This is a genomic window from Photobacterium leiognathi (assembly GCF_030685535.1).
In the GTDB taxonomy this organism is placed as follows: domain Bacteria; phylum Pseudomonadota; class Gammaproteobacteria; order Enterobacterales; family Vibrionaceae; genus Photobacterium; species Photobacterium leiognathi.
On record NZ_CP131599.1, the window covers coordinates 735,489 to 755,750 of the forward strand.

The following is a 20,262-nucleotide window of genomic DNA, read 5'->3' on the forward strand; positions in this document are numbered from 1 at the left end:
TGAAAGGGGAAGTCATGGCTTCCCCTTTGTTACGATTAAGTATTATTGGCAAAGTTATTATCAGTTATAATCTTTAACTTTTTATTTTTAAAACTCTTTTTTATTTCTTGTATTTAAAGATTACTCATTACTAAGTTTGATTATGAATTTTATTAAAACCAGTTTAGCGGTTGTTATTTTGAGTGTAACAACTGGGGTACAGGCAAGCAGTCTTGATACAGCACGTTCGATTGAAAACAAAACCAACGCCGCATCGGCAGTTAGCCAAGACAAGATTGATCGTAATGCTGATGCTTCTATTGCGATGAAAGCTGAAATTGAGCAAATTCAAGAAGAATTAAAGAACCTTCAGGTGTACCACGATCACCTTGCACGTATGGTGGATAATCAAACCCAAGAAATCACGTCTATTCATGAGCAAATCGCCAACATCAAAGAGACTCGCCAAGGTGTTGTGCCTTTGATGTATCAGATGATTGATGGCTTATCGACGATTGTTGAGCAAGATAAACCTATCAAGCACGACCAACGTCTAGCACGTATCGAAAAGCTACAGAGCATGATGTCTCAAGCAGATATCAGTGATGCAGAGAAGTTTCGTCGTATTCTGGAAGCATACCAAATTGAAATGGATTACGGCACTAAGCTAGGTACTTACCAAGATAAGATCGCGCTTGCTGGTGGTAAAACCATTGAAGCTGATTTGTTGTACTTAGGTCGCATGGCATTTGTAGCGCGTAGCTTAAATGGTTCGCACTACTGGAGTTGGAATAGCCAGACAAAACAATGGCAAGCGCTTGATAGCAGCGAAGCTGAAAACATCAATAAAGCGTTTGAAATGGCAAATAACCAAGTTGCACCGAGTCTATTACGTTTACCTGTTTCAGCAACTGTCGCTAACGTGGAGAGCAAATAATGAAATTAAAAGCGTTAGCCATCGCACTATGTATGGCATCTGTGCCATTTACTGCATCGGCAGAATCTGTAGTGCAACAAGCAAAACAAGAAAACGTTGCTCAGCAACAGCATAATGCACAGCGTGAAGCGGGCTTTAATCAATCGACGCAAAAAATTCGCAGTGAACGTGATGCACTATTAGCACAGCGTAATGCGTTAAAGCAGCAAACTGAAACCCTAAGTCAAAGCTTTAGTAAGAATGAAGCAGAATTAGCAAAGTTAGAACAACAGCTACAACTGGACTCTGGCAGTTTAGGTGAGCTTTTTGGTGTTGTTCGTCAAACAGCTAAAGATTTGAAAGCTGAACAAGGTTACGCTGTCACTGGTGTTGATGTCACTCAATATGTACCTGTGGTCAATCAAATTGTTGATGCCAAAGCACTGCCTTCAATGACACAGCTAAACGGCTTATGGCAAGCAATGGAAGCACAAATTATTGCAAGCGGTGAGTTGGCTAAAGTGAAAGTGCCATTTATCAATGGTGAAGGCGAGCAATCTACTGAAGATGCATTACGTTTAGGTGCGCTAGGTTTAGTCGCACAGCAAGGCTATTTAAAATGGGATGGTGCGCGTCACATTTCAATGGCTTATCAGCAGCAACCTGAAAATGGTCCACAATTAGCGGATTTAGCTAATATTGCAGCAGAAGGCAAAGAGACCATTGCACTTGATCCTTCTCGTGGTGTGATGCTGGATCAATTAGATAATGCACCAACGTTGGAAGATCGCCTAACGGCTGGTGGTGTTGTTGGTAAAATTATTCTGTTACTACTTGCTATTGGTGCGGGTATCGCCATTTTCCGTGGTGTGAAATTGGCAACGATCAAGCAACAAATTAAGAAACAGCTTAAAAATCCAGACCAAGCGGGCAACAACCCGTTAGGCCGCGTTCTGGCTGTTTATAATAAAGAACAAAATCGTAGCGTAGAAGCACTAGAGTTGCGTTTACTTGAAGCCATTGTTGATGAGCAACAGGGGCTAGAGAAAGGTTTGTCTATGCTGAAACTGTTTGCTGCACTAGCACCAATGCTTGGTTTATTAGGTACGGTGACAGGTATGATCGAAACGTTCCAAGTGATCACTCAGTTTGGTAACGGCGATCCAAAAGTAATGGCAGGTGGTATTTCAATGGCATTGGTTACAACTGTTCTTGGTTTGATTGCAGCTATGCCATTATTGCTTGCTCATAACGTACTAAGCACACAGGCAGAAAACATTCGTTCAATCCTTGAAAAACAAGGCATTAGCTTGGTCGCTGAACAAGCAGAAAAGAACGATGAGAAAAAAGCGACCAATAAACCCGTAGTTGCAGGACAGGCCGCATAATGGATATCAGCATTTTACAAAGCTGGTGGTTCTCGCTTTCACATTTTATGGCGCAAGGTGGCGCCATATTATGGTGGCTTGCAGCGGTTGTGGTGCTGTGTTGGCTACTGGTGATTGAACGTGTGATTTATTTGTTCTTCTATTTTCCTAAACAAAAAAATCAATGGTTAAGCCAATGGATGGCACGACAAGATCATGAATCATGGCATGCTTGTGCCATTCGTGATGGTTGGCTTAACGAAGCGAAAATTGCTTTAAATCATAATCTTAATTTCATTAAAGTGTTAGTTGCTATCTGCCCTATGCTGGGTTTACTTGGTACGGTCACAGGCATGATTTCAGTGTTTGATGTGATGGCAACCCAAGGCAGTAGCCAGCCTAAATTAATGGCCTCTGGTATTTCATTAGCTACCTTGCCGACGATGGCGGGAATGGTGGCTGCATTGGCGGGTATGTTTGTTCACGCGCGTTTATCTAAAGCTTGTCAGATGCGTGAGCTTAAATTGGAAAAATTATTAAGGAGTCAGCAATGAGACTCGGTCGTCGTTCTTCAAACCGTGAAGATGCCCAAATTGATTTAACGTCGATGCTCGACATTGTATTCATCATGCTGATCTTCTTTATTGTTACTAGCTCGTTTGTGCGCGAATCAGGTGTTGAAGTTAATCGTCCTCAAGCAAACCATGTGGTAAGTCAAAAAGATGCTGGTATTTTTGTTGCAATCACCTCTGCTAACGATGTTTATATTGATAAGCGCGTTGTTGATGTGGAACGTGTACAAGCAACACTAGAGCACATGTTAACGGAACAACCAGATGCATCATTGGTGATCCAGGCTGATGAACATGCTTACAATGGTACAGTTGTGAAGGTAATGGATGCTGCGAAAGGCGCGGGCATCAAGAATATTGCATTGGCGGCGGAGAAAAACTAATGATCCGTTTATTAATGGCATTGCCACTCGCCATTGCGGTTGCGTTAGGTTTGTTTACTTTCATGGCGTGGATGGTGGATAACGGAAATCATAAAGCGCCGGATAATAAAGAGCCTTTGGCTTTCAATATGGTGATGGTGGAGCAAGAACAAGCGCCGCAACGTCGTCAGCGAGTTGCACCACCGCCACCTGAAACACCGGAGCCACCGCCAGAAGCAAAGCCTTCAATGTCTAAAATGGCAACAGCAAGTGTTCAGCCTGTTGCTTCTGTTAATAGCTTAGGCTTAGACACCGCAGTGACGGGCATTGCGATTAATATGCCGAAGTTTAGTGATTTTAGTAGTGCTGCAGCTGCTGTTGGTGAGCCGAGTGTAGGGCTAAGCCTGCAAGCGATGCCGTTATATCGAGTAGAGCCTCGATATCCACCTCGTGCTTTAAAGCAGGGTAAAGAAGGCTATGTGGTGTTGAAATTCACCATTGATCCGCAAGGTCGCCCAATTGATATTAGCGTGGTGGAAGCTAAGCCAAGTCGCCTGTTTAATAAAGAAGCGATCCGTGCATTGCGTAAATGGAAATACCAACCTCAAGAGCAAAACGGCACTGCTGTGGCGCAGTATGGTCAAACCGCACGTATAGAGTTTAAGTTGAATCAATGATGAAGAAACTAGCATTTATAATTGCTTTAACTGTTGCGACAAGTTTACCGTTATCAAGTGCTTATGCGGGTGGGCAATTGTCTCAGCCAATCGCGGTAAAAGTGCAACGTGCCAATAACTTACAGTTAGATAATAAAGTCGATCAGGCAATTGCTTTATTGGTGTCGTTAAAGCCAACCCAAGCTTATGACAAAGCGTTTGTTCAACGTATGCTTGGGGTGTTTTATTGGCAACAAGGTAATAGCGCCAAGGCAATCAGTAACCTAACCCAAGCGGTAAAAAGTGGCTTATTGCAAGACGATCAAGCTTGGGTTACTGAACGTATGCTGGCAGATATTTTGTTATCAGAGCAAAAATACAGCCAAGCGTTACCACATTATTACCAGCTAACAAAACGTATCCCTAAAAATCAAAAGGGATACGAGCTATGGCTTCGTATTGCGCAATCCCATTACCAATTAAGCCAATGGTCAAAAGTGCTAACGGCGATGAAGCGTTACGATGGTTATAACCGTAAAGATGAAATGTCGCCGCTATCAATTAAACTTGGTGCGCAATTGCAGTTAAAGCAATGGAGCGGGGCGACATCAACCTTAAATCGGTTAATTGCGTTAGAGCCTACTAAGCTGAACTGGTGGCAACAACTGGCAAATATTCAGATCAGAGCTGGAAAGCCGAACGACGCTTTAAGTACATTGAAGTTAGCAAAATACCAAGGTGTGGCGTTAACACAGCAAGACTTACATCGTTTAGCTCAGCTTTATGCTCAACGTGGTATTCCCGAGCGTGCAGCGAAACAAATTGCTGAGCTTGATGGCGCTGATAGCAATACACAATTGCTGGTAGAGCAAGCAAACTATTGGCAAATGGCAAGAGAGTGGCAATCAGCGATTAATGTATGGCGAAAAGCAGCTCAGCGTAATAACAAGTACCGTTGGCAGTTAGCACAGTTGTTATTGCAAGAAGGCCATTACCAAAAAGCGTTAACGGAACTAAATAAAGTAAAACGTAAAGATAAACAGGCTGATGTTGAATTGGCGAAAGTACGTGCATATTACAAGTTGAATGATTTTGACAATGCAATTATTCATGCCAAACAAGCGAATAATATTAAAACATCAGCGGCGGCATCTAGCTGGGTAAAATATTTATCGCAAATGCGTGAAATGGAAGAAACCAGTTAATTATTCATAAGCATAATTATCTGTTTTGAGTAAGTTAAAGAGGCGAGCCACTGTGCTCGCCTCTTTTATATTTGAGATATTAATGTTTATTTAAATTAATAAGTTAAAGTCTCTTCGTAAGTTTTGAAACTTCAAGCTTTGTTACGATCTAGTCACCAACGTAAACAATGTAAATTAAATGCCAATAAGAACGATTATCAATTAAATTCACATCTATTCTCAGTCGGTAGTTAGTTTCTTTGGCAACAATGTTAAAGCATAAAAGCGTTCAACTGTGGGCTCGACGCCTGCACATTTACATTTCAATGGCACTGTTATTAGTCGTTTTGTTCTTCGCAATTACAGGTATTACGCTTAACCGTCCTGAAGTGTTTGTCTCTGATTTTCCGAACATTACAGAGCAACAGCTAACACTACCTACTGAACTGTTTTCTTCTCAGCAAGGCAAATTTGTACCCAATACAAAAGCATTGCTCGATTACTTATCTCAGCATGCAAATGTGAGTGGCATACCTTCTGAAGTTGAAGTGTTTACCGATCTTGATGGTAACGAACTCATCGAAGGGGAGATCTCGTTCGATTACAAAGGCCCTGGTTATAACGCTACTGTTTTCATCGATATGACGACTGCAGAAGCCACGATTGAAAGCACCCATTACGGGATCATTGCGGTTTTAAATGATCTTCATAAAGGGCGAAATAGTGGTGAAGTGTGGAAGTGGTTTATCGATATCACTGCAGTATTAATGATTTTCTTCGTTTTAACAAGTGTGTGTTTATTGCTACCTAAGAAGAAAACACTAATCACTTCAATGAAGTGGATGGGCGCTGGCTCAATCATCACAGCATTCATTTATCTTGCTTTTGTTCCTTAGTATTTAACAGGTTAACGATGACCATTAAAAATAAAATGAAAAAGACCTTACTGGCAACGTTACTGTTGGCGCCATTATCAACGGTATTTGCAAAGCCTTTACCAGAGTCAGCCAAATTAGATGTTGAGTTGACCTTACCGAGTATTGAAACCTCCATGTACGCACGCCCTTACGTTGCGGTGTGGATTGAAGATAGTCAACGTAAGCCTGTTCGCACGATGCAGCTGTGGGTAGGAAAAGATGAGTGGCTAAAAGATTTACGTAGCTGGTGGCGAAAAGTTGGTCGTTACGATCGTGAACTGGTTGATGCTGTTACCTCTGCGACTCGTCCTGTTGGTGAATACCGATTCTCTTGGGATGGTTTAGACGATAAAGGTAATCGTGTAGAGCAAGGGGATTACACCTTCTATGTTGAAGTGGTTCGTGAGCACGGTGGTCGTAACTATCTGCGTCAAAAACTTTCTTTAGGTGAAAGCGAAGCTAGCTATGTTTTAGCACCAACTCAAGAAACAGGCACCATCAAGATTAACTACAAACTTTAAGTGAATTGTCATCATGAATAATAAATATAAAGCGCTATCTCTGGCTTGTTTGGTTGCTGCAGGACTTGGCATGACGTCAGTGGCTCAAGCTCACCCTCGTTGGGTTGTACCATCACACTTTACTGTTTCGAAAGAAGGCGGTGACTGGCTATCTTTTGACGTGACAGCGTCACATGGAACCTTTGTTTACGATAAGCCAGCAAGTATTGAAACTACACAGGTGATCATGCCTGATGGCCGTATGACAACCCCTAACTTTACTATCCGTGGTAAACGTCGTGCGATTTTTGATTTCTTCTTTGAAGAAGAAGGGACACACAAAATTCAAATTAATCAGACGCCTAAATACTACACATATTATAAAGCGGGTCGTCGTGACACTGTTAAATGGGCTGAAGCTAATAAAGCTAACCGTTTGACCGTATTACCAGAAAAATCACGTGACGTTGTCACTCAAGTTAACTACACCCGTGCAGAAACCTATGTGACTGTTGGTAAGCCATCGAAAAAGGCAATGGAGTTAACCTAGTGAATACTTGGAAATGGTACCTGTGACACATCCATCTGACATTGTTGAAGGTGAGCCTGTGACATTCCAGTTCTTCTTTAATGGTAAACCGCAAGCTGGCGTAACTGCCGACATTACTCGTGAAGGTACTTTATACCGTAACCATCAAGAGCAAATTGATGTGGTGAGTGACAAAGACGGCATGATCACATTTACACCAGCTGTTGCAGGTCGCTACCTGATGAAGTCGAACTACAAAGGCATGGTAGAAAACGATCCTATGTATGATCGTGCGAATGTTAACGTTCATCTAACCTTTGAAGCGCTTCTTCAGTAATTCATCGTTAATTTACTGTTTCGTTAGGCGTGTGATTAATGCGCCTAACCTTTTATAACGTTTAAGCCATTAGTGGCTTGTTTGAGATAGTTATGAAAATTAAATCTTCCCTTTTATCTGTATCGCTATTTTGTGTGGGTACGTTTTCAAGCGCAGCTTTTGCCCACTTTCCATTGATGAGTTGTTGGTTTGAATCTGACAAGGTGCTTTGTGAAGCAGGGTATAGCGATGGTAGTACTGCTGTTGAATACAATGTTGATATGTTTGACTACGACGACAATTTGATTGCTAAAGCAATGACAGATAAACGTTCAATTGCGGAATTTACCAAACCTGATACCGATTTTTACTTGGTATTCGATGCTGGACATGAAAACCCAGTGGAAGTGGATGTGGTAGAGATTAAAGAGAAATGATCCGTCAATCTGTTCGATCTGATAACGGTGATCGTGAAGGCAAATGGGTTGGCTTGTGTATTGGCTTAATTTTACTGATTGCTTTTGTGCTATTGCCTTATCACCAAGCGAAAGAACCAGAAGCCGCGTTACTTTCTCATCAGGTTGCGATCAATGATTTATCACCTGATGAATTGGCAATGGTCGCGGAATTACGTTTAGCCCATGAAGAAATTCGTAACTTGTTCCAAGACACAGTTCTAGAAAATGGCACAGGTAGTTTACCAAAACTTAATGAGCTAGAAGAGTTTTGGATTGCACCTTTTGTGAAAGATAAAAGCTGGCAACGTAAAGGTCGTCATCAATGGACACTGGTTGCAGACGGTACGTATCAAGGTCTTCGTCAAAGTGATTCGGGTTCGATGTCAATCGTACTAAACAGCCATACTAAAGCTCCTGATATTTGGCTTGCTATGGATGACCAAGCTAAACCTTTTGAAACTAAACAAAAGGTTGATGAACAGCAATTAATTTCAAACGGTTGGACACAAATAGTCTTCCAACCTGTTGCTGAAAATACATCATCTTCAGCTAATTCAACCCATTCTCATTAAATGAGGCAGAACATTGGTCTCTGCCTTTTCTCAATCTACTGAGATATTTATAACAATGAACAAATTAATTAAATCAAGTCTTAGTGCCTTAGCTGTTTTGGCTGCAATGACGGCAAGTTTTAATAGCTTTGCGGCAGAAAAGAAGACAATAGGTATTACGCTTCAGCCTTACTATAGCTATGTAAAAGCAGTGGTAGGAGATAAAGCGGAAATCCTGCCGCTAGTCGATGCAGGCTTTAACCCTCATAACTATTTGCCTCAACCTAACGATCTTAAGCGTTTGAAACAAATGGATATCATTGTAGTAAATGGTATCGGTCATGATGATTTTGCATTGAAAGTGATTCAAGCGGCAAACCGTGATGATTTAATTGTAATTGAAGCGAATAAAGATGTGCCTCTACTGCCTGCGATGGGTCAATCAGTAGGCACTGGCGCGGTAAACCCACATACGTTTGTTGGCTTATCGACCACAATTCAAAAGGTTTACACCATTGCCAATGAACTGGCGAAAATCGATCCAGAAAACGCAGCTGAATACCGTAAGAATGCGCGTAACTATGCCAAACAATTTCGCTTGATGAAGCGTGATGCGATGTTGACGTTAGGTGACTTAGATACCGCAGGTATGAAAGTGGCAACTACACACAATGCTTATGGCTATCTATTACAAGAGTTTGGTGTAGATGTAGCTGCTGTTATTGAGCCTGCTCATGGGGTAGAGCCAAGCGCAAGCCAACTGCAAGAAACGATTGAAAAGATCAAACAATCGGGCATTGACGTGCTGTTTTACGAGCTAAATATGCCAAACCGTTATGTTGATACCATAGAAAAAGCAACAGGTGTTCAGTTATACCGCTTTTCTCACATGACTCATGGTCAATACGATCCGAAGAAAGTCGAAATTGAAATGAATGAAAACCTGATGACGTTAGTTGAAGCAATGAAATTTGCGGCTAAGAAGGATCAAGCATGATCATCGGCCCAAGTATTCAGCTTAAGAACGTCAATCTTCAATACGGTGTGAATCAGATTTTGTCTGATATCACCCATCAGTTTGAAGGTGGTCAATGTCACGTTGTGATGGGGCCAAACGGTGGTGGCAAAACCTCATTGCTACGTTCAATTTTAGGCTTAACCCCGTTCGGTGGGGAAATTGACATTTTATGGGATGAATCAGTCAATAACGGTAAAGCGGGCACTATCGGTTATGTTCCGCAAAAAGCCATGTTTGAGCAAAGCTTACCACTAACCGTGATGGATTTTATTCTGCTGAATCAAACTCGTTCACCGCTATTTTGGCGTCAACGACAAAAAGACAAACAACGCGCATTGGCTCAATTAGATCGTGTAGGTATGGCAAGCCGTGCTGAACGACGTATGGGGCAGTTATCTGGCGGTGAGCAACAGCGCGTTTTGTTCGCACAAGCGTTACTCGATAACCCCGATCTGTTGGTACTTGATGAACCAACAACCGGGATGGATGAGCAAGGTGTTCGTTATTTAGAATCCTTGATCAAAGATTTTGTGGGACAAGGCAAAACGGTGCTGGCTGTTCACCATGATGTTACAGCTGTGCGCCGATTACAGGCACAAGTACATGTTGTTAATCGTGTTTTGGTCGATAGCGGTGATTACAGTGAAGTCTTAGTGCCAGAAAAAATTGAGCGTTTATTCAATCACTATACTCAGCCGTTTGAATCAGATTCAGCGAAGAAAGAGGTCGCATAATGGAACTGTTAAGACATTGGGCACAATTAGGTGTTGATGCTAGCTGGTTGAGCGAAAGCTTCTCTTATGCGTTTATGGTCAATGCCATTGTAGCTGCATTGCTACTTGGGCCGCTACTTGGTGGCTTAGGGACATTAGTTATTGCAAAGCGTTTGGCGTTCTTTTCTGAAGCTGTTGGTCACGCTGCATTAACGGGTATTGCTTTAGGTGTGTTACTCGGCGAGCCGCCAGAGAATCCATTTATTGGTTTATTTAGCTTTTGTATGATCTTTGCATTGTTACTGCATTTTGTCCGTAACCGTACCAACGTACCGTACGATACCTTAGTTGGGGTGTTCCTAGCGCTAGCATTGGCTGTCGGTGCTGCCTTATTGATGTATGTAGCCCGTAAGATCAATATTCACATGTTAGAAAACGTGTTATTTGGCTCGATTTTAACGGTGACAGATTATGACTTAATGGTGTTAGCCGTTAGCTGTGCATTAATTGTGTTGCTATTAATCCCAACTTTTAATCGTATTTTACTGACTTGTATAAGCCCTGATATTGCCCGTGTACGTGGCTATAAAACCAATTTTTACGACTACTTGTTTGTCATGATGATCACTTTAGTCACCATTGCATCTGTCAAAATTGTCGGTGCGGTATTGGTTGGGGCATTGCTGCTTATTCCGGGAGCGACAGCAAGACTGCTTACCAAAAATATGGGGAGCTTTGTTTTACTTTCAGCGCTGTTAGCAACCATCAGCTGCGTCATTGGTACTGTATTACCGATGGAGCTGAAGATGCCAGTTCCATCAGGGGCTGCGATTATTATTGTGTCTGCATTCTTCTTTTTATCAGCAACGATTTTCCGCATTGTGCGTAAAGGTTAATAAAGGAAACATTATGTTTTTAATCAATCCGTTTTCTCGCGCTATGCGTAAGTCACAAACGTTAATCGTTGGGGCTTGTTTAACTGCATCAGTGCTGTTGCCATCAACAATGGCGAATGCTAAAGATATTTTAACCGCAACGCCTGTTACTTATATGTTGGCATCTGAATTGACCAAAGATACGGGGATCACAACGGGGTATTTGCCTCCGAAACGTTACGGTATTTCTCGTTTACCGAATTGGTTTGCCACTAAAGGTTCAGAAGTTGCCAGTGTAGCAAGCCATTCCGCAACCGCGGTTGTTTCGTTAGGTGCTATTTGGCATCAAGATCCTTTGTTCCAGCATGCTCGTGAAGGCAATATTAAAGTGGTCGAAATTGATGCGTCACAAGCAATTTCACCGCGTGCGCAGGGGGTAGCGACGTTACGTTTAAATGATGGTTCAACATCTATGTATGCGTGGTTAAACCCGAATAATTTAACTGTGATGTCATCAATTGTTAGTCGTGATCTTCAGCGCTTATACTCAGAAAAAGCACCGCAAATTAAACAGAACCAACAAGATTTAATGACAGATGTACGTCAACTGATCAATCGCCAGCAAAAAGCGTTAATGGAAGCGAATGTTGACGCTGTTGTGTTGTTATCCTCGGAATTAGAAGATTTCGCATCAGGTAACCAATTGTTTGTTGTTGATCGCCTCACTAAGCCTGAGCTGGAATGGAATGACGAAGATAAAGCCCGTTTAGTGAAATTGGTGGCAGAGGATCCTTCAGTTACTTTGCTCACGACTAAAGCATTGAGCCAAAGTATGAAAAAATTAGTTACAGAACAAACCAAAGTGATTGTTATTGATAGTATTGATCGTTGGGGACGTGCTGGTATTAACAGTGAAAAACCATTACAGCGATGGGAAGTGAATTTTTAAAAAGTCTACTTATTCATATGGTTGTAAATAAATTGTAACCGTGAATTGTGATAGTAGAAGAGTCAAGCGTCCACTGCTTCGACGTGTAAGTACTTATCTGTTACCCATGAGAACAGATAATTAAAAGGTACTACTTTTGCCCAGCTTAATGCTGGGCTTTTTTATGGTGTTTTTAAGTGATTATAGATAGCCAGCAAGACGGGCTTTAAGAAAGGCTGCTAAGGTTTTGTTATCTTGAATTTCGTTTTGAACAATCTTCTGTTCGACTTGTTGTACTGAAAGTGTGACAACTTCAATAATTTCATCGTCATCCAATTCACCAATGGTTGGTGTTAAATCGGTAGCAACAAACAGGTATTGGATTTCGTCACAAAAGCTCGGAACGGGGAGAAGCTCACCGAGTGATTGCCAGCTCTCAGCTTTTAAATTCACTTCTTCAGCTAGTTCACGTTTAGCACATTCAAATACATCTTCATTTGGCTCTAATGTGCCAGCTGGAAACTCTAAAATCCATTGCTTAATCGCTGGGCGATATTGGTTAACGAGAACGATATGTCCTTGGCTATTAATAGGAATAATCACGACAGCGCCGGGATGCTTAATCGTCGTGAAATTCACTTGTTTGTTGTTTGGTAACAAGTGCGCTTGTTCTTCGACTGAAAAACACTTCCATTGATAGCGTATTTTTGAGGACATAGAAATAACCTTTATTCGTTGGTTGCGATTTGATTATATCCCCAACGTTTCGCACGCATCAATGCACTCTCAGCCTTTATGTAATCGTATCTAAAATCTTGATATTCCACTGCGGTTATCCCTACACTAATGGTGATATTAATACGATGTCCGGTTTCTAATTCTAGTGACCATTTAGCGACTTCATTACGTAGTTGAATCGCCATAAATTCAGCTTTTTGAATATCGGCATCAGGTAATAAAATACAAAACTCTTGGCAACTTAAACGGGCGATTTTGGCTTTATCACCACAATGTTCATTGAGGCATTTCGCAAGCATCATGATGGTTTTGTCACCTGCATCTAAACCAAAGCGATCATTGATTTCTCGTAAATTATCAATATCAAGCAATAGCATCGAAATATCACGGCGATAACGCTGACAACGTGATGATTCAGTTAAATATAGTGGGACAAAACCTTCACGGTTAAGTAGACCTGTTAGGTAATCGTGCGTGGTGGTGCGTTTTACTTGTTTAATAGCATCGTAACGGTGACGAGAAAGTAAAAATGCCATCACGAAAATAATGGAATAAGCACAGATATTCTGCAACGCAGAGGAGATCTGTAAGTGTTTATTAGTGATTTCTGAAATGCTTAATACAATATAAATAAAGCCAAAAATCAGACTATACCAGCCTGCAGTTTTAATTCTAAGTGCAAAAAAGCACAGTAACGGAATAGTTAAACCAATAGTGTTACTGATATGACGTGCACCATCAAAGTAAAAACCACTGGCGCAAACAAGGGTGGTTGCAACTAAGAAGATCCAAAATAAAACTTTAGATGAAATGGCAGAGCGGTTAAGTATGGCTAAGGCATAACAAAGCAACATCCCAACAACACCCACAAAGGTAAAGTAGTATTCAGCGTTAGAAACAAAGTAAGTAAATGCAATAACCGCACAAATTGCACCAGAGAAAGGGAAGAGTAACGCTAATTGTTTCTTGAGTGTGTTTTCGCTTAGTTCGATATAAGCAAAATTTGTAGGTTGGAGTTGATGGCTTTTTATTAATGTCGTCATAAAGTTAGAAACGCCTTGCACAGAGTAAAAGAATGCAACATGTTGTGCATCGGCGAGGATAACAGTATTTCACTTTATGTCTAATTATTTTTGAAAATTAATGTAACTAGCTATAACAATGACAAATAAAAAGGGGCAATTGTAATTATTTGTTGGCAGGGTGATCAAATAAGTGTCTAAAAGGTCAAATATAAGAGGTAATTTCTTACCTCTTATATATTCGATGAGTTATTGCTGTAGAAAATTATTAATAAGTTTTGATGTTAATTCTGGTTGCTCATTGGTAACGCCATGAGCTGTGTTAGGTAATACAACAATAGGGGCTTGGGTGTATTTACTTAATTTAATGCCGTTTGATAGTGGAAATATTTTGTCTTTTTCACCCCAAATAAGCATTAATTCAGGTAATTGTTTTGGATCAAATTGCTGAATACGATCACGATCGGAAGGCAGGGTTTGAATTAACTGGGTACGCTGTGGTTTCCATTGTGAAAAATAGCCTTGGTAAATCTGATTGGCGAGGAAATCAGGGAGAGGCTTTTTACTCACAAAAACGTTGTCGTATAGGCGACGAATACCATCCCCATTTTCTGGCACAAAGAGATCTTCTGGCGCTTTAACACCAGCACGTTGCACTAAATCTGCTAAGTCACTATCGCTAAAAAGTGGGCCTGGGCTTGCGATAATAATGGCTTTATTAATACGCTCAGGTGTTGTCATCATATCGTAAGTGACAAAACCACCGTATGAGATACCAACGACGTTGATTTTGTCGATGTTCAAACTGTTGAGCAATTGCCAAATCGCTTGGGTTTGAGTGGTTAAGCGAGGCTTTGCGTCACTTTGTGACTCACCAAACCATAATAAATCAGGTGCAATAACACGGTAATCTTGGCTTAATTCAAGCATTTCTGCTTTCCATGTTGCAGCAGCAGTACCACCAAAGCCATGGAGTAACAACAAAGGTTCACCTTTACCGCCTTCCCAGTATGTCAGTTTGCCGCCTTCTTTTAATGCTAATGTGTGCTTTGTAAACCCATCTTCATGTAGGGCTGTATTGTCATGATCTGTTTTCCATTGAACAACTTCACAGCCAGTGAGCAGAGTGAAAAGGCTACAGACCATAAGGGCCTTGGATAATAAACGTTTCATAATGGCTCGACTAATAGAAAAACGTGAACTAAATAATACGGTGTTTTATAATTCTCAGGCAAGCTGATAACAATAAGATTTCATCGATAATTGTAACCATAGATAAATGGGGTTAAGTGACGCTGATGACATACTTCAGCATCATTGACTTGATTAATTGATGTATTCTCATGATAATTATCGGCAACTGATTGATTAACCTTTTGTTTGACGTTTGATTCAATGTTTTGAGCGTAAGTTTATAGGTAGTCAGCATTTTTAAGGATTAGGAGACACTATGCGTGTTTTAGTTACTGGTGGCATGGGCTATATCGGCAGCCATACTTGTGTACAAATGATTGAAGCGGGTATGACACCGATCATCGTCGATAATTTATATAACAGTAAAGAAACAGTATTAGGTCGAATTGAAAACCTAACAGGTGTTAAGCCTGCTTTCTATAAAGGTGATATTCGTGATCGTGCATTTTTAGACAGTGTATTTGCTGAAAATGAAATTGATGCGGTTATTCACTTTGCAGGCTTAAAAGCCGTTGGTGAATCAGTAGAAAAGCCACTTGAGTACTACGACAACAACGTTCACGGTACATTAGTGTTAGTAGAAGCGATGCGTGCCGCTGGCGTTAATGCATTGATCTTCAGTTCATCAGCTACAGTTTATGGCGATCCTGCTTCTGTGCCAATTACAGAAGATTTCCCAACCAGCGCAACGAATCCTTACGGTCGCAGTAAGCTAATGGTTGAAGAGTGTTTAGCTGATATTCAACATGCTCACCCAGAAATGAGCATTACGCTATTGCGTTACTTCAACCCAGTGGGCTCTCATAAATCAGGTACCATGGGTGAAGATCCACAAGGTATTCCAAATAACTTAATGCCATTTATTTCTCAAGTGGCAGTCGGTCGTCGTGAATTCCTATCAGTGTTTGGTAATGATTACCCAACGATTGATGGTACAGGTGTACGTGATTACATCCACGTTGTGGACTTAGCAGATGGTCACTTAGCTGCGCTGAACCATAAAGGCGCTGAAGCAGGTTTGCATATCTACAACCTAGGTACAGGTAATGGTAACAGTGTGCTGCAAATGGTTGATGCATTCTCGAAAGCATCAGGTGTTGAAGTGGCATACCGTATTGCACCACGTCGTCCTGGTGATATTGCTGAATGTTGGGCAGATCCTGCGAAAGCAAAAGCTGAACTACATTGGGAAGCGAAGCTAACCTTAGATGACATGACTCAAGATACTTGGCGTTGGCAGTCAACTAACCCAAATGGTTACCCTGACGCTGAATAAGTTTTGATGGTTACAAATAAACAAGGCGCTCAATGAGCGCCTTGTTTTTATCTAGCTAAATGCTTTAGCGTTCTTGTTGATACGGTTTGAAAATAAAGAACAAACTCAAGCTAAATAGTGCACCTAGTGTATCTGCTAGCATGTCTTTTTGTGCATCCCAAATATCACCCTGAGAGCCTAAGAACTCGATACCAGCTTCACCACCAGCACTTGCTGCATACCACCATTCAATGATTTCGTAAGCGGCGGCGGTTGCCATAATAGCAAATAAGCCAAATAAACCAGCAATGAGCGGTTTACAGTGATTTTTTCTTACAAGGTATTCAGCGATAGGAAAAGCATAAAAGCCGATAGAAAAGTGGGCGAGGCGATCAAAGTTATTACGGCTTGAGCCAATCAAATCGTTGAACCAATCAAATGGGACATTCGCAAACGTGTAATGTGCGCCAATATTATGCAGTACCAGCCAAATTGCCATTAAGCTATAAGCAAGGTTACTAAAGCGGAAATGGCGAAAAGTGAAGAGCAGTACACCAAAGATTAGTACGAGTGGAATCGCTTCAGCTATCCATACTTCTCTAAATGCTGGGTTTATTCCTAAAATAATAAAAAAGAGGCCATAAGAAATGGCTAACCATAAAGGAAATTTATTGTCTGACATCATATATCCCTATTGAATAAATCTCGGCTAGATTAGACTAAATGCTCATTAATTTCCAATTCACACGATTTTTCATTTTAGCTACGAAATGAAGCGGGTAAATTTTCTTTCTTAGTCAGAACTTGTGTTATAATCCGCGGCTAATGTTTTTCACGTTATTGTGATATTCATCATAGTTAACAGTAAACTCTATCCTGAGAGTTGTTTTTACCGGAGCATCATTTTGCATTTTAAAGATCTTGGATTAGACCCACGCCTACTTAAAAAAATTAATCACTTGGCGTTTGATCGAGCAACCGAAATTCAGCAAACAGCAATCCCTGTTGCTATCGCAGGCAAAGATATTTTGGCCTCTTCGAAAACGGGTTCCGGTAAAACATTGGCATTCTTGCTACCTGCAATGCAGCGTATGTACCGTAGCAAGCCATTTACACGTCGTGATCCTCGTGTAGTTATTCTTACGCCAACACGTGAACTAGCAAAACAAGTCTTTGCTCAGTTACGCACTTTAAATGCAGGTACACCCTACGATGGTACGCTAATTGTAGGTGGTGAAAACTTTAACGATCAGGTTAAAGCACTGCGTAACGATCCTATGTTTGTTGTAGCAACACCGGGTCGTTTAGCCGATCACCTAGAGCACCGTAGTACGCACCTTGATGGTTTAGAAATGCTGATCCTTGATGAAGCAGACCGTATGCTTGATTTAGGTTTCGCGCCACAGTTACGTCGTATTAATGAAGCGGCAAATCACCGTCGTCGTCAAACACTGATGTTCTCTGCAACACTTGATAACCAAGAAGTGATTGAGATTGCATCTGAAATGCTGGACAACCCGAAACGTATTTCTATTGGTCACTCAGCAGAAGAGCATAAAGACATCACGCAACGCTTTATTCTTTGTGATCACCTAGATCATAAACAAGCACTGCTTGATAAAGTGTTAGAAACAACCGATTACAACCAGGTCATTATCTTTACGGCAACACGTGCAGATACTGATCGTCTAACCAATGAGTTGAACGAGCGTAAACTAAAAGCGGTTGCGTTAAGTGGTAACTTAAATCAGAACCAACGTAATAGCATCATGAGCCAGTTCGAGCGTAACTGTCACAAGATCTTAGTAACAACGGACATCGCATCACGTGGTTTGGACATTGATAACGTATCACTAGTCATTAACTTCGATATGCCAAAACATGCCGAAGAATATGTTCACCGTGTAGGTCGTACTGGTCGTGCGGGTAACAAAGGTGATGCAGTATCACTTGTTGGTCCTAAAGACTGGAAGAGCTTTAAGAACGTTGAAGCTTTCCTTAACCAACGTATTGAGTTTTCAACTATCGAAGGTCTAGAAGGTAAGTTTAAAGGTCTTAAGCCTGCACCGAAGAAGAAATTCGTTAAGAAGAAACCAACAGGCGAGAAAGTGGTTGCACAGAAGAAGCAAACACCTAAAGCGAAACGTAAAGTGGATAAGCGTTTTTACGAGAACCAAGCAGTGGGTAATGACGTATTTATTCCTAAGAAAAAACGTAATGTTGATGTAAGCAACGATAGCGAATAATCAACATCGTATAGTATGGAAAGTCAGAGCAGCACTCTATTGTTGATGAATTAAGACCTTACTCTGCAGTTCTGTTGAATGATCCTTTCAGTGTGTAAAAACCGATAAACCCAGTTTATCGGTTTTTTTATGCACTTATTTTATGTCATCTACATAACAAGCTATAAAAGAGTTGAGAATCAGGATAGAAGTCAAACCAGAAACAGTTACAAATGTATCTATACACTCATACACGCGACTATCACGTTTATATCGTGCACGTTTCACATTGTTTCTTATTCAAATTCATTTTATGGAAAGCAGGATTATCCTGATAGTATTGAAATCAAGTATCTGCAATGATTACTGATATCAGCACTGTGAGGTGATGATTGTTTTATATACAGTGAAAGTAATGGTGTATTTTATATTAACCACTGTATTAACAAGATTTACGTCGTTATTGTTAGAAAGGATAAGTTTGGTGAATAATACGGGGATATGGATTATTTAAGAAAAAAGAGATGGCTAAAAAGCCATCTCTCTAAGTATCTAGCCTAAGACAAATTACTTAGTGTAAGAACCAGCAATGTTGTCGATACGCTTGTTAGCACGCATTGCTTCTTGGTAAGCTGCGTCAGACGCTGCACGAGAATCGTTTACTGCGCTAACGATTTGGTCTTGTTGACCTTGTAGTGCACTTACTTGCTCCGCTAGAGTGTCTACTTTGTTAGTTAGTTGTTGCATTTGATCTGCTTCAGTGCTTGAACAGCCCACTAGAGATGCAGATAGTAGAACACCAGCTAAGATAGATACAGTACGTTTCATTTTTTATAAATCTCCATATTGATTTTGCCACTACAAATGAGTGTGAAAGTTTGAGTTGGCAAATTCATTATGGCATAACTTCTTAAAATTGCTCATTAATTTTTTTGGTGAAGTTCAAAAAAAATAGTGTTTAATACGTTTTTTGGTTAAAAACCATACAAATCTTACATTAAATTTTCATACTGTATTACTGACTAACTATGCGCAACACCGCTTGCAATAAGGGATAGAGGCATATTTATGACTGTTACAGAATCAATAAGTCAGCGTTATGTAAAAAAATACGATTAGCAAAAAAAGAAACATAACAGACGAATAAATGAACGAAAATGCAAACGATTTTTGTGATCAGTTTCACGTTAATGTTAAACCTGTTACTTGCTGATTTTAGCTATTACTTATTGTGATTATAAAACTATATGCTCTCATTTTGTTTAGATGGTGAATTTGATACTTGTTTTAGAATATCTGGTATTGCTGAAATTAATGGTGCAGGGTTGTGAAGATGAGGAATTTTTTTAATGAGCTCACCGTTTGGCGCGATAAAGTAAAAATAGGAATTATGATCAATCGCATATTCAAGCGCTGAATCTTTTAGTTCTGTTCGTATTTTCAGTACACCATATTTTTCAGTTAATGCTTTTGTTTGTTTATTTGTCCCCGTCATACCAGAAATCATTGGATGGAAGTGTTTTGCATATTTAGCACTTGTGATAGCGTCATCTCGTTCAGGATCGAGGGTAATAAACACTGACCATATATGTGCTAGTTGCTCTGATGGGATTTGTTTTAAAGCTGCTGACATAACAGCGAGGGACGTTGGGCATACATCAGGGCACTGTGTATAACCAAAATAGACTAAACGAACTCTGTTATCTGCAGGGTCATATAGGTCAACGGCATCAGTTCCTGACTCTAATATATTGATTGGGTAATCAGGTTCGACAGAAAGGTTAGGATCACGACTATCAAGAATATAGCTGGTCGTTAGTCCAGCGATTAAGGCGAGTGACAGAATCATCCATTGGTATTTCATTTGTTTATCCTTAAACAAGCACAACAGTAAAACCCGATTATGCGTTTAGCTTAATGATAAGTGTAGGTGAGTTTTATACTTTTGTGAGGTAGGATTTTAAGATAGAAAAAAGGCAGCTCAATG

22 protein-coding genes and 1 pseudogene are annotated in these 20,262 nt (G+C 40.6%); 17 read left to right on the forward strand and 6 right to left on the reverse strand.

Features of this window, described 5'->3' with window-relative positions:
* Positions 1-142 precede the first annotated feature (142 nt).
* The 15 genes and pseudogenes from Q7674_RS03390 to Q7674_RS03460 all read left to right on the forward strand — a co-directional run bounded on the left by Q7674_RS03390 (position 143) and on the right by Q7674_RS03460 (position 11,862).
* Positions 143-916, forward strand: a complete 774-nt coding sequence (locus Q7674_RS03390; RefSeq protein WP_023934385.1) for a DUF3450 domain-containing protein — start codon at positions 143-145, stop codon at positions 914-916.
* On the forward strand, positions 916-2,283 hold the full coding sequence (locus tag Q7674_RS03395; protein WP_045065942.1) for a MotA/TolQ/ExbB proton channel family protein: 1,368 nt from the start codon (positions 916-918) through the stop codon (positions 2,281-2,283). Before Q7674_RS03390 ends, Q7674_RS03395 begins: the two co-directional genes overlap by 1 nt.
* Positions 2,283-2,816 (forward strand): MotA/TolQ/ExbB proton channel family protein, encoded by a 534-nt coding sequence (locus Q7674_RS03400; RefSeq protein ID WP_023934383.1) that lies wholly within the window; start codon positions 2,283-2,285, stop codon positions 2,814-2,816. The genes Q7674_RS03395 and Q7674_RS03400 overlap by 1 nt, the downstream gene beginning before the upstream one ends.
* Positions 2,813-3,217 carry an ExbD/TolR family protein gene (locus tag Q7674_RS03405; protein WP_045065940.1) on the forward strand — a complete coding sequence of 135 codons (405 nt, stop codon included), beginning with the start codon at positions 2,813-2,815 and terminating at the stop codon, positions 3,215-3,217. The genes Q7674_RS03400 and Q7674_RS03405 overlap by 4 nt, the downstream gene beginning before the upstream one ends.
* Positions 3,217-3,873: an energy transducer TonB gene (locus Q7674_RS03410; protein WP_045065939.1), complete on the forward strand. Its 657-nt coding sequence runs from the start codon at positions 3,217-3,219 to the stop codon at positions 3,871-3,873. The genes Q7674_RS03405 and Q7674_RS03410 overlap by 1 nt, the downstream gene beginning before the upstream one ends.
* Complete coding sequence (locus Q7674_RS03415) at positions 3,873-5,057, forward strand: tetratricopeptide repeat protein (protein ID WP_045065951.1); 1,185 nt, start codon at positions 3,873-3,875, stop codon at positions 5,055-5,057. Before Q7674_RS03410 ends, Q7674_RS03415 begins: the two co-directional genes overlap by 1 nt.
* Before the next feature lie 248 nt (positions 5,058-5,305).
* A complete protein-coding gene (locus Q7674_RS03420; RefSeq protein ID WP_305421681.1) occupies positions 5,306-5,932 on the forward strand; it encodes a PepSY-associated TM helix domain-containing protein in 627 nt (208 codons plus the stop codon).
* 17 nt (positions 5,933-5,949) lie between these two features.
* Positions 5,950-6,474: a DUF2271 domain-containing protein gene (locus Q7674_RS03425; RefSeq protein ID WP_045065935.1), complete on the forward strand. Its 525-nt coding sequence runs from the start codon at positions 5,950-5,952 to the stop codon at positions 6,472-6,474.
* Between the two features lie 13 nt (positions 6,475-6,487).
* Positions 6,488-7,319, forward strand: a pseudogene (locus Q7674_RS03430) (DUF4198 domain-containing protein).
* 92 nt (positions 7,320-7,411) lie between these two features.
* Positions 7,412-7,735, forward strand: a complete 324-nt coding sequence (locus Q7674_RS03435; RefSeq protein WP_023934378.1) for a hypothetical protein — start codon at positions 7,412-7,414, stop codon at positions 7,733-7,735.
* Positions 7,732-8,328: a DUF6162 family protein gene (locus Q7674_RS03440; protein WP_305421683.1), complete on the forward strand. Its 597-nt coding sequence runs from the start codon at positions 7,732-7,734 to the stop codon at positions 8,326-8,328. The genes Q7674_RS03435 and Q7674_RS03440 overlap by 4 nt, the downstream gene beginning before the upstream one ends.
* 55 nt (positions 8,329-8,383) lie before the next feature.
* On the forward strand, positions 8,384-9,304 hold the full coding sequence (locus Q7674_RS03445; protein ID WP_008989387.1) for a metal ABC transporter solute-binding protein, Zn/Mn family: 921 nt from the start codon (positions 8,384-8,386) through the stop codon (positions 9,302-9,304).
* Positions 9,301-10,059, forward strand: a complete 759-nt coding sequence (locus tag Q7674_RS03450) for a metal ABC transporter ATP-binding protein (protein WP_439788033.1) — start codon at positions 9,301-9,303, stop codon at positions 10,057-10,059. Before Q7674_RS03445 ends, Q7674_RS03450 begins: the two co-directional genes overlap by 4 nt.
* The gene (locus Q7674_RS03455) at positions 10,059-10,934 is read left to right on the forward strand and encodes a metal ABC transporter permease (RefSeq protein WP_305421685.1); all 876 of its coding nucleotides are present in this window, start codon (positions 10,059-10,061) and stop codon (positions 10,932-10,934) included. Before Q7674_RS03450 ends, Q7674_RS03455 begins: the two co-directional genes overlap by 1 nt.
* Before the next feature lie 43 nt (positions 10,935-10,977).
* Positions 10,978-11,862: a metal ABC transporter solute-binding protein, Zn/Mn family gene (locus Q7674_RS03460; RefSeq protein WP_439788035.1), complete on the forward strand. Its 885-nt coding sequence runs from the start codon at positions 10,978-10,980 to the stop codon at positions 11,860-11,862.
* Positions 11,863-12,042: 180 nt separating this feature from the next.
* On the opposite strand, the gene Q7674_RS03465 is transcribed toward Q7674_RS03460, so the two are convergent.
* From Q7674_RS03465 to Q7674_RS03475, 3 genes are all read right to left on the reverse strand, one after another.
* Entirely contained in the window at positions 12,043-12,558 is a 516-nt protein-coding gene (locus tag Q7674_RS03465; protein WP_045065930.1) for an NUDIX hydrolase, read from the reverse strand.
* 11 nt (positions 12,559-12,569) lie between these two features.
* Positions 12,570-13,622 carry a GGDEF domain-containing protein gene (locus Q7674_RS03470; protein WP_023934370.1) on the reverse strand — a complete coding sequence of 351 codons (1,053 nt, stop codon included), beginning with the start codon at positions 13,620-13,622 and terminating at the stop codon, positions 12,570-12,572.
* Between the two features lie 228 nt (positions 13,623-13,850).
* Positions 13,851-14,774 (reverse strand): alpha/beta fold hydrolase, encoded by a 924-nt coding sequence (locus tag Q7674_RS03475; RefSeq protein WP_045065929.1) that lies wholly within the window; start codon positions 14,772-14,774, stop codon positions 13,851-13,853.
* A 277-nt stretch (positions 14,775-15,051) separates the two neighbouring features.
* On the opposite strand from Q7674_RS03475, the gene galE reads away from it, so the two are divergent.
* Positions 15,052-16,071 carry a UDP-glucose 4-epimerase GalE gene (galE, locus tag Q7674_RS03480; RefSeq protein ID WP_008989380.1) on the forward strand — a complete coding sequence of 340 codons (1,020 nt, stop codon included), beginning with the start codon at positions 15,052-15,054 and terminating at the stop codon, positions 16,069-16,071.
* Between the two features lie 64 nt (positions 16,072-16,135).
* Here galE and Q7674_RS03485 read toward each other — a convergent pair whose 3' ends face one another.
* A complete protein-coding gene (locus Q7674_RS03485; protein ID WP_045065927.1) occupies positions 16,136-16,732 on the reverse strand; it encodes a DUF2238 domain-containing protein in 597 nt (198 codons plus the stop codon).
* Between the two features lie 223 nt (positions 16,733-16,955).
* Between Q7674_RS03485 and Q7674_RS03490 the strand changes: the two genes are divergently transcribed.
* Complete coding sequence (locus Q7674_RS03490) at positions 16,956-18,296, forward strand: DEAD/DEAH box helicase (RefSeq protein ID WP_045065925.1); 1,341 nt, start codon at positions 16,956-16,958, stop codon at positions 18,294-18,296.
* A 546-nt stretch (positions 18,297-18,842) separates the two neighbouring features.
* On the opposite strand, the gene Q7674_RS03495 is transcribed toward Q7674_RS03490, so the two are convergent.
* The gene (locus tag Q7674_RS03495; RefSeq protein WP_023934366.1) at positions 18,843-19,103 is read right to left on the reverse strand and encodes an Lpp/OprI family alanine-zipper lipoprotein; all 261 of its coding nucleotides are present in this window, start codon (positions 19,101-19,103) and stop codon (positions 18,843-18,845) included.
* Positions 19,104-19,518: 415 nt separating this feature from the next.
* Positions 19,519-20,139 (reverse strand): SCO family protein, encoded by a 621-nt coding sequence (locus Q7674_RS03500; protein WP_305421691.1) that lies wholly within the window; start codon positions 20,137-20,139, stop codon positions 19,519-19,521.
* Positions 20,140-20,262: the final 123 nt, after the last annotated feature.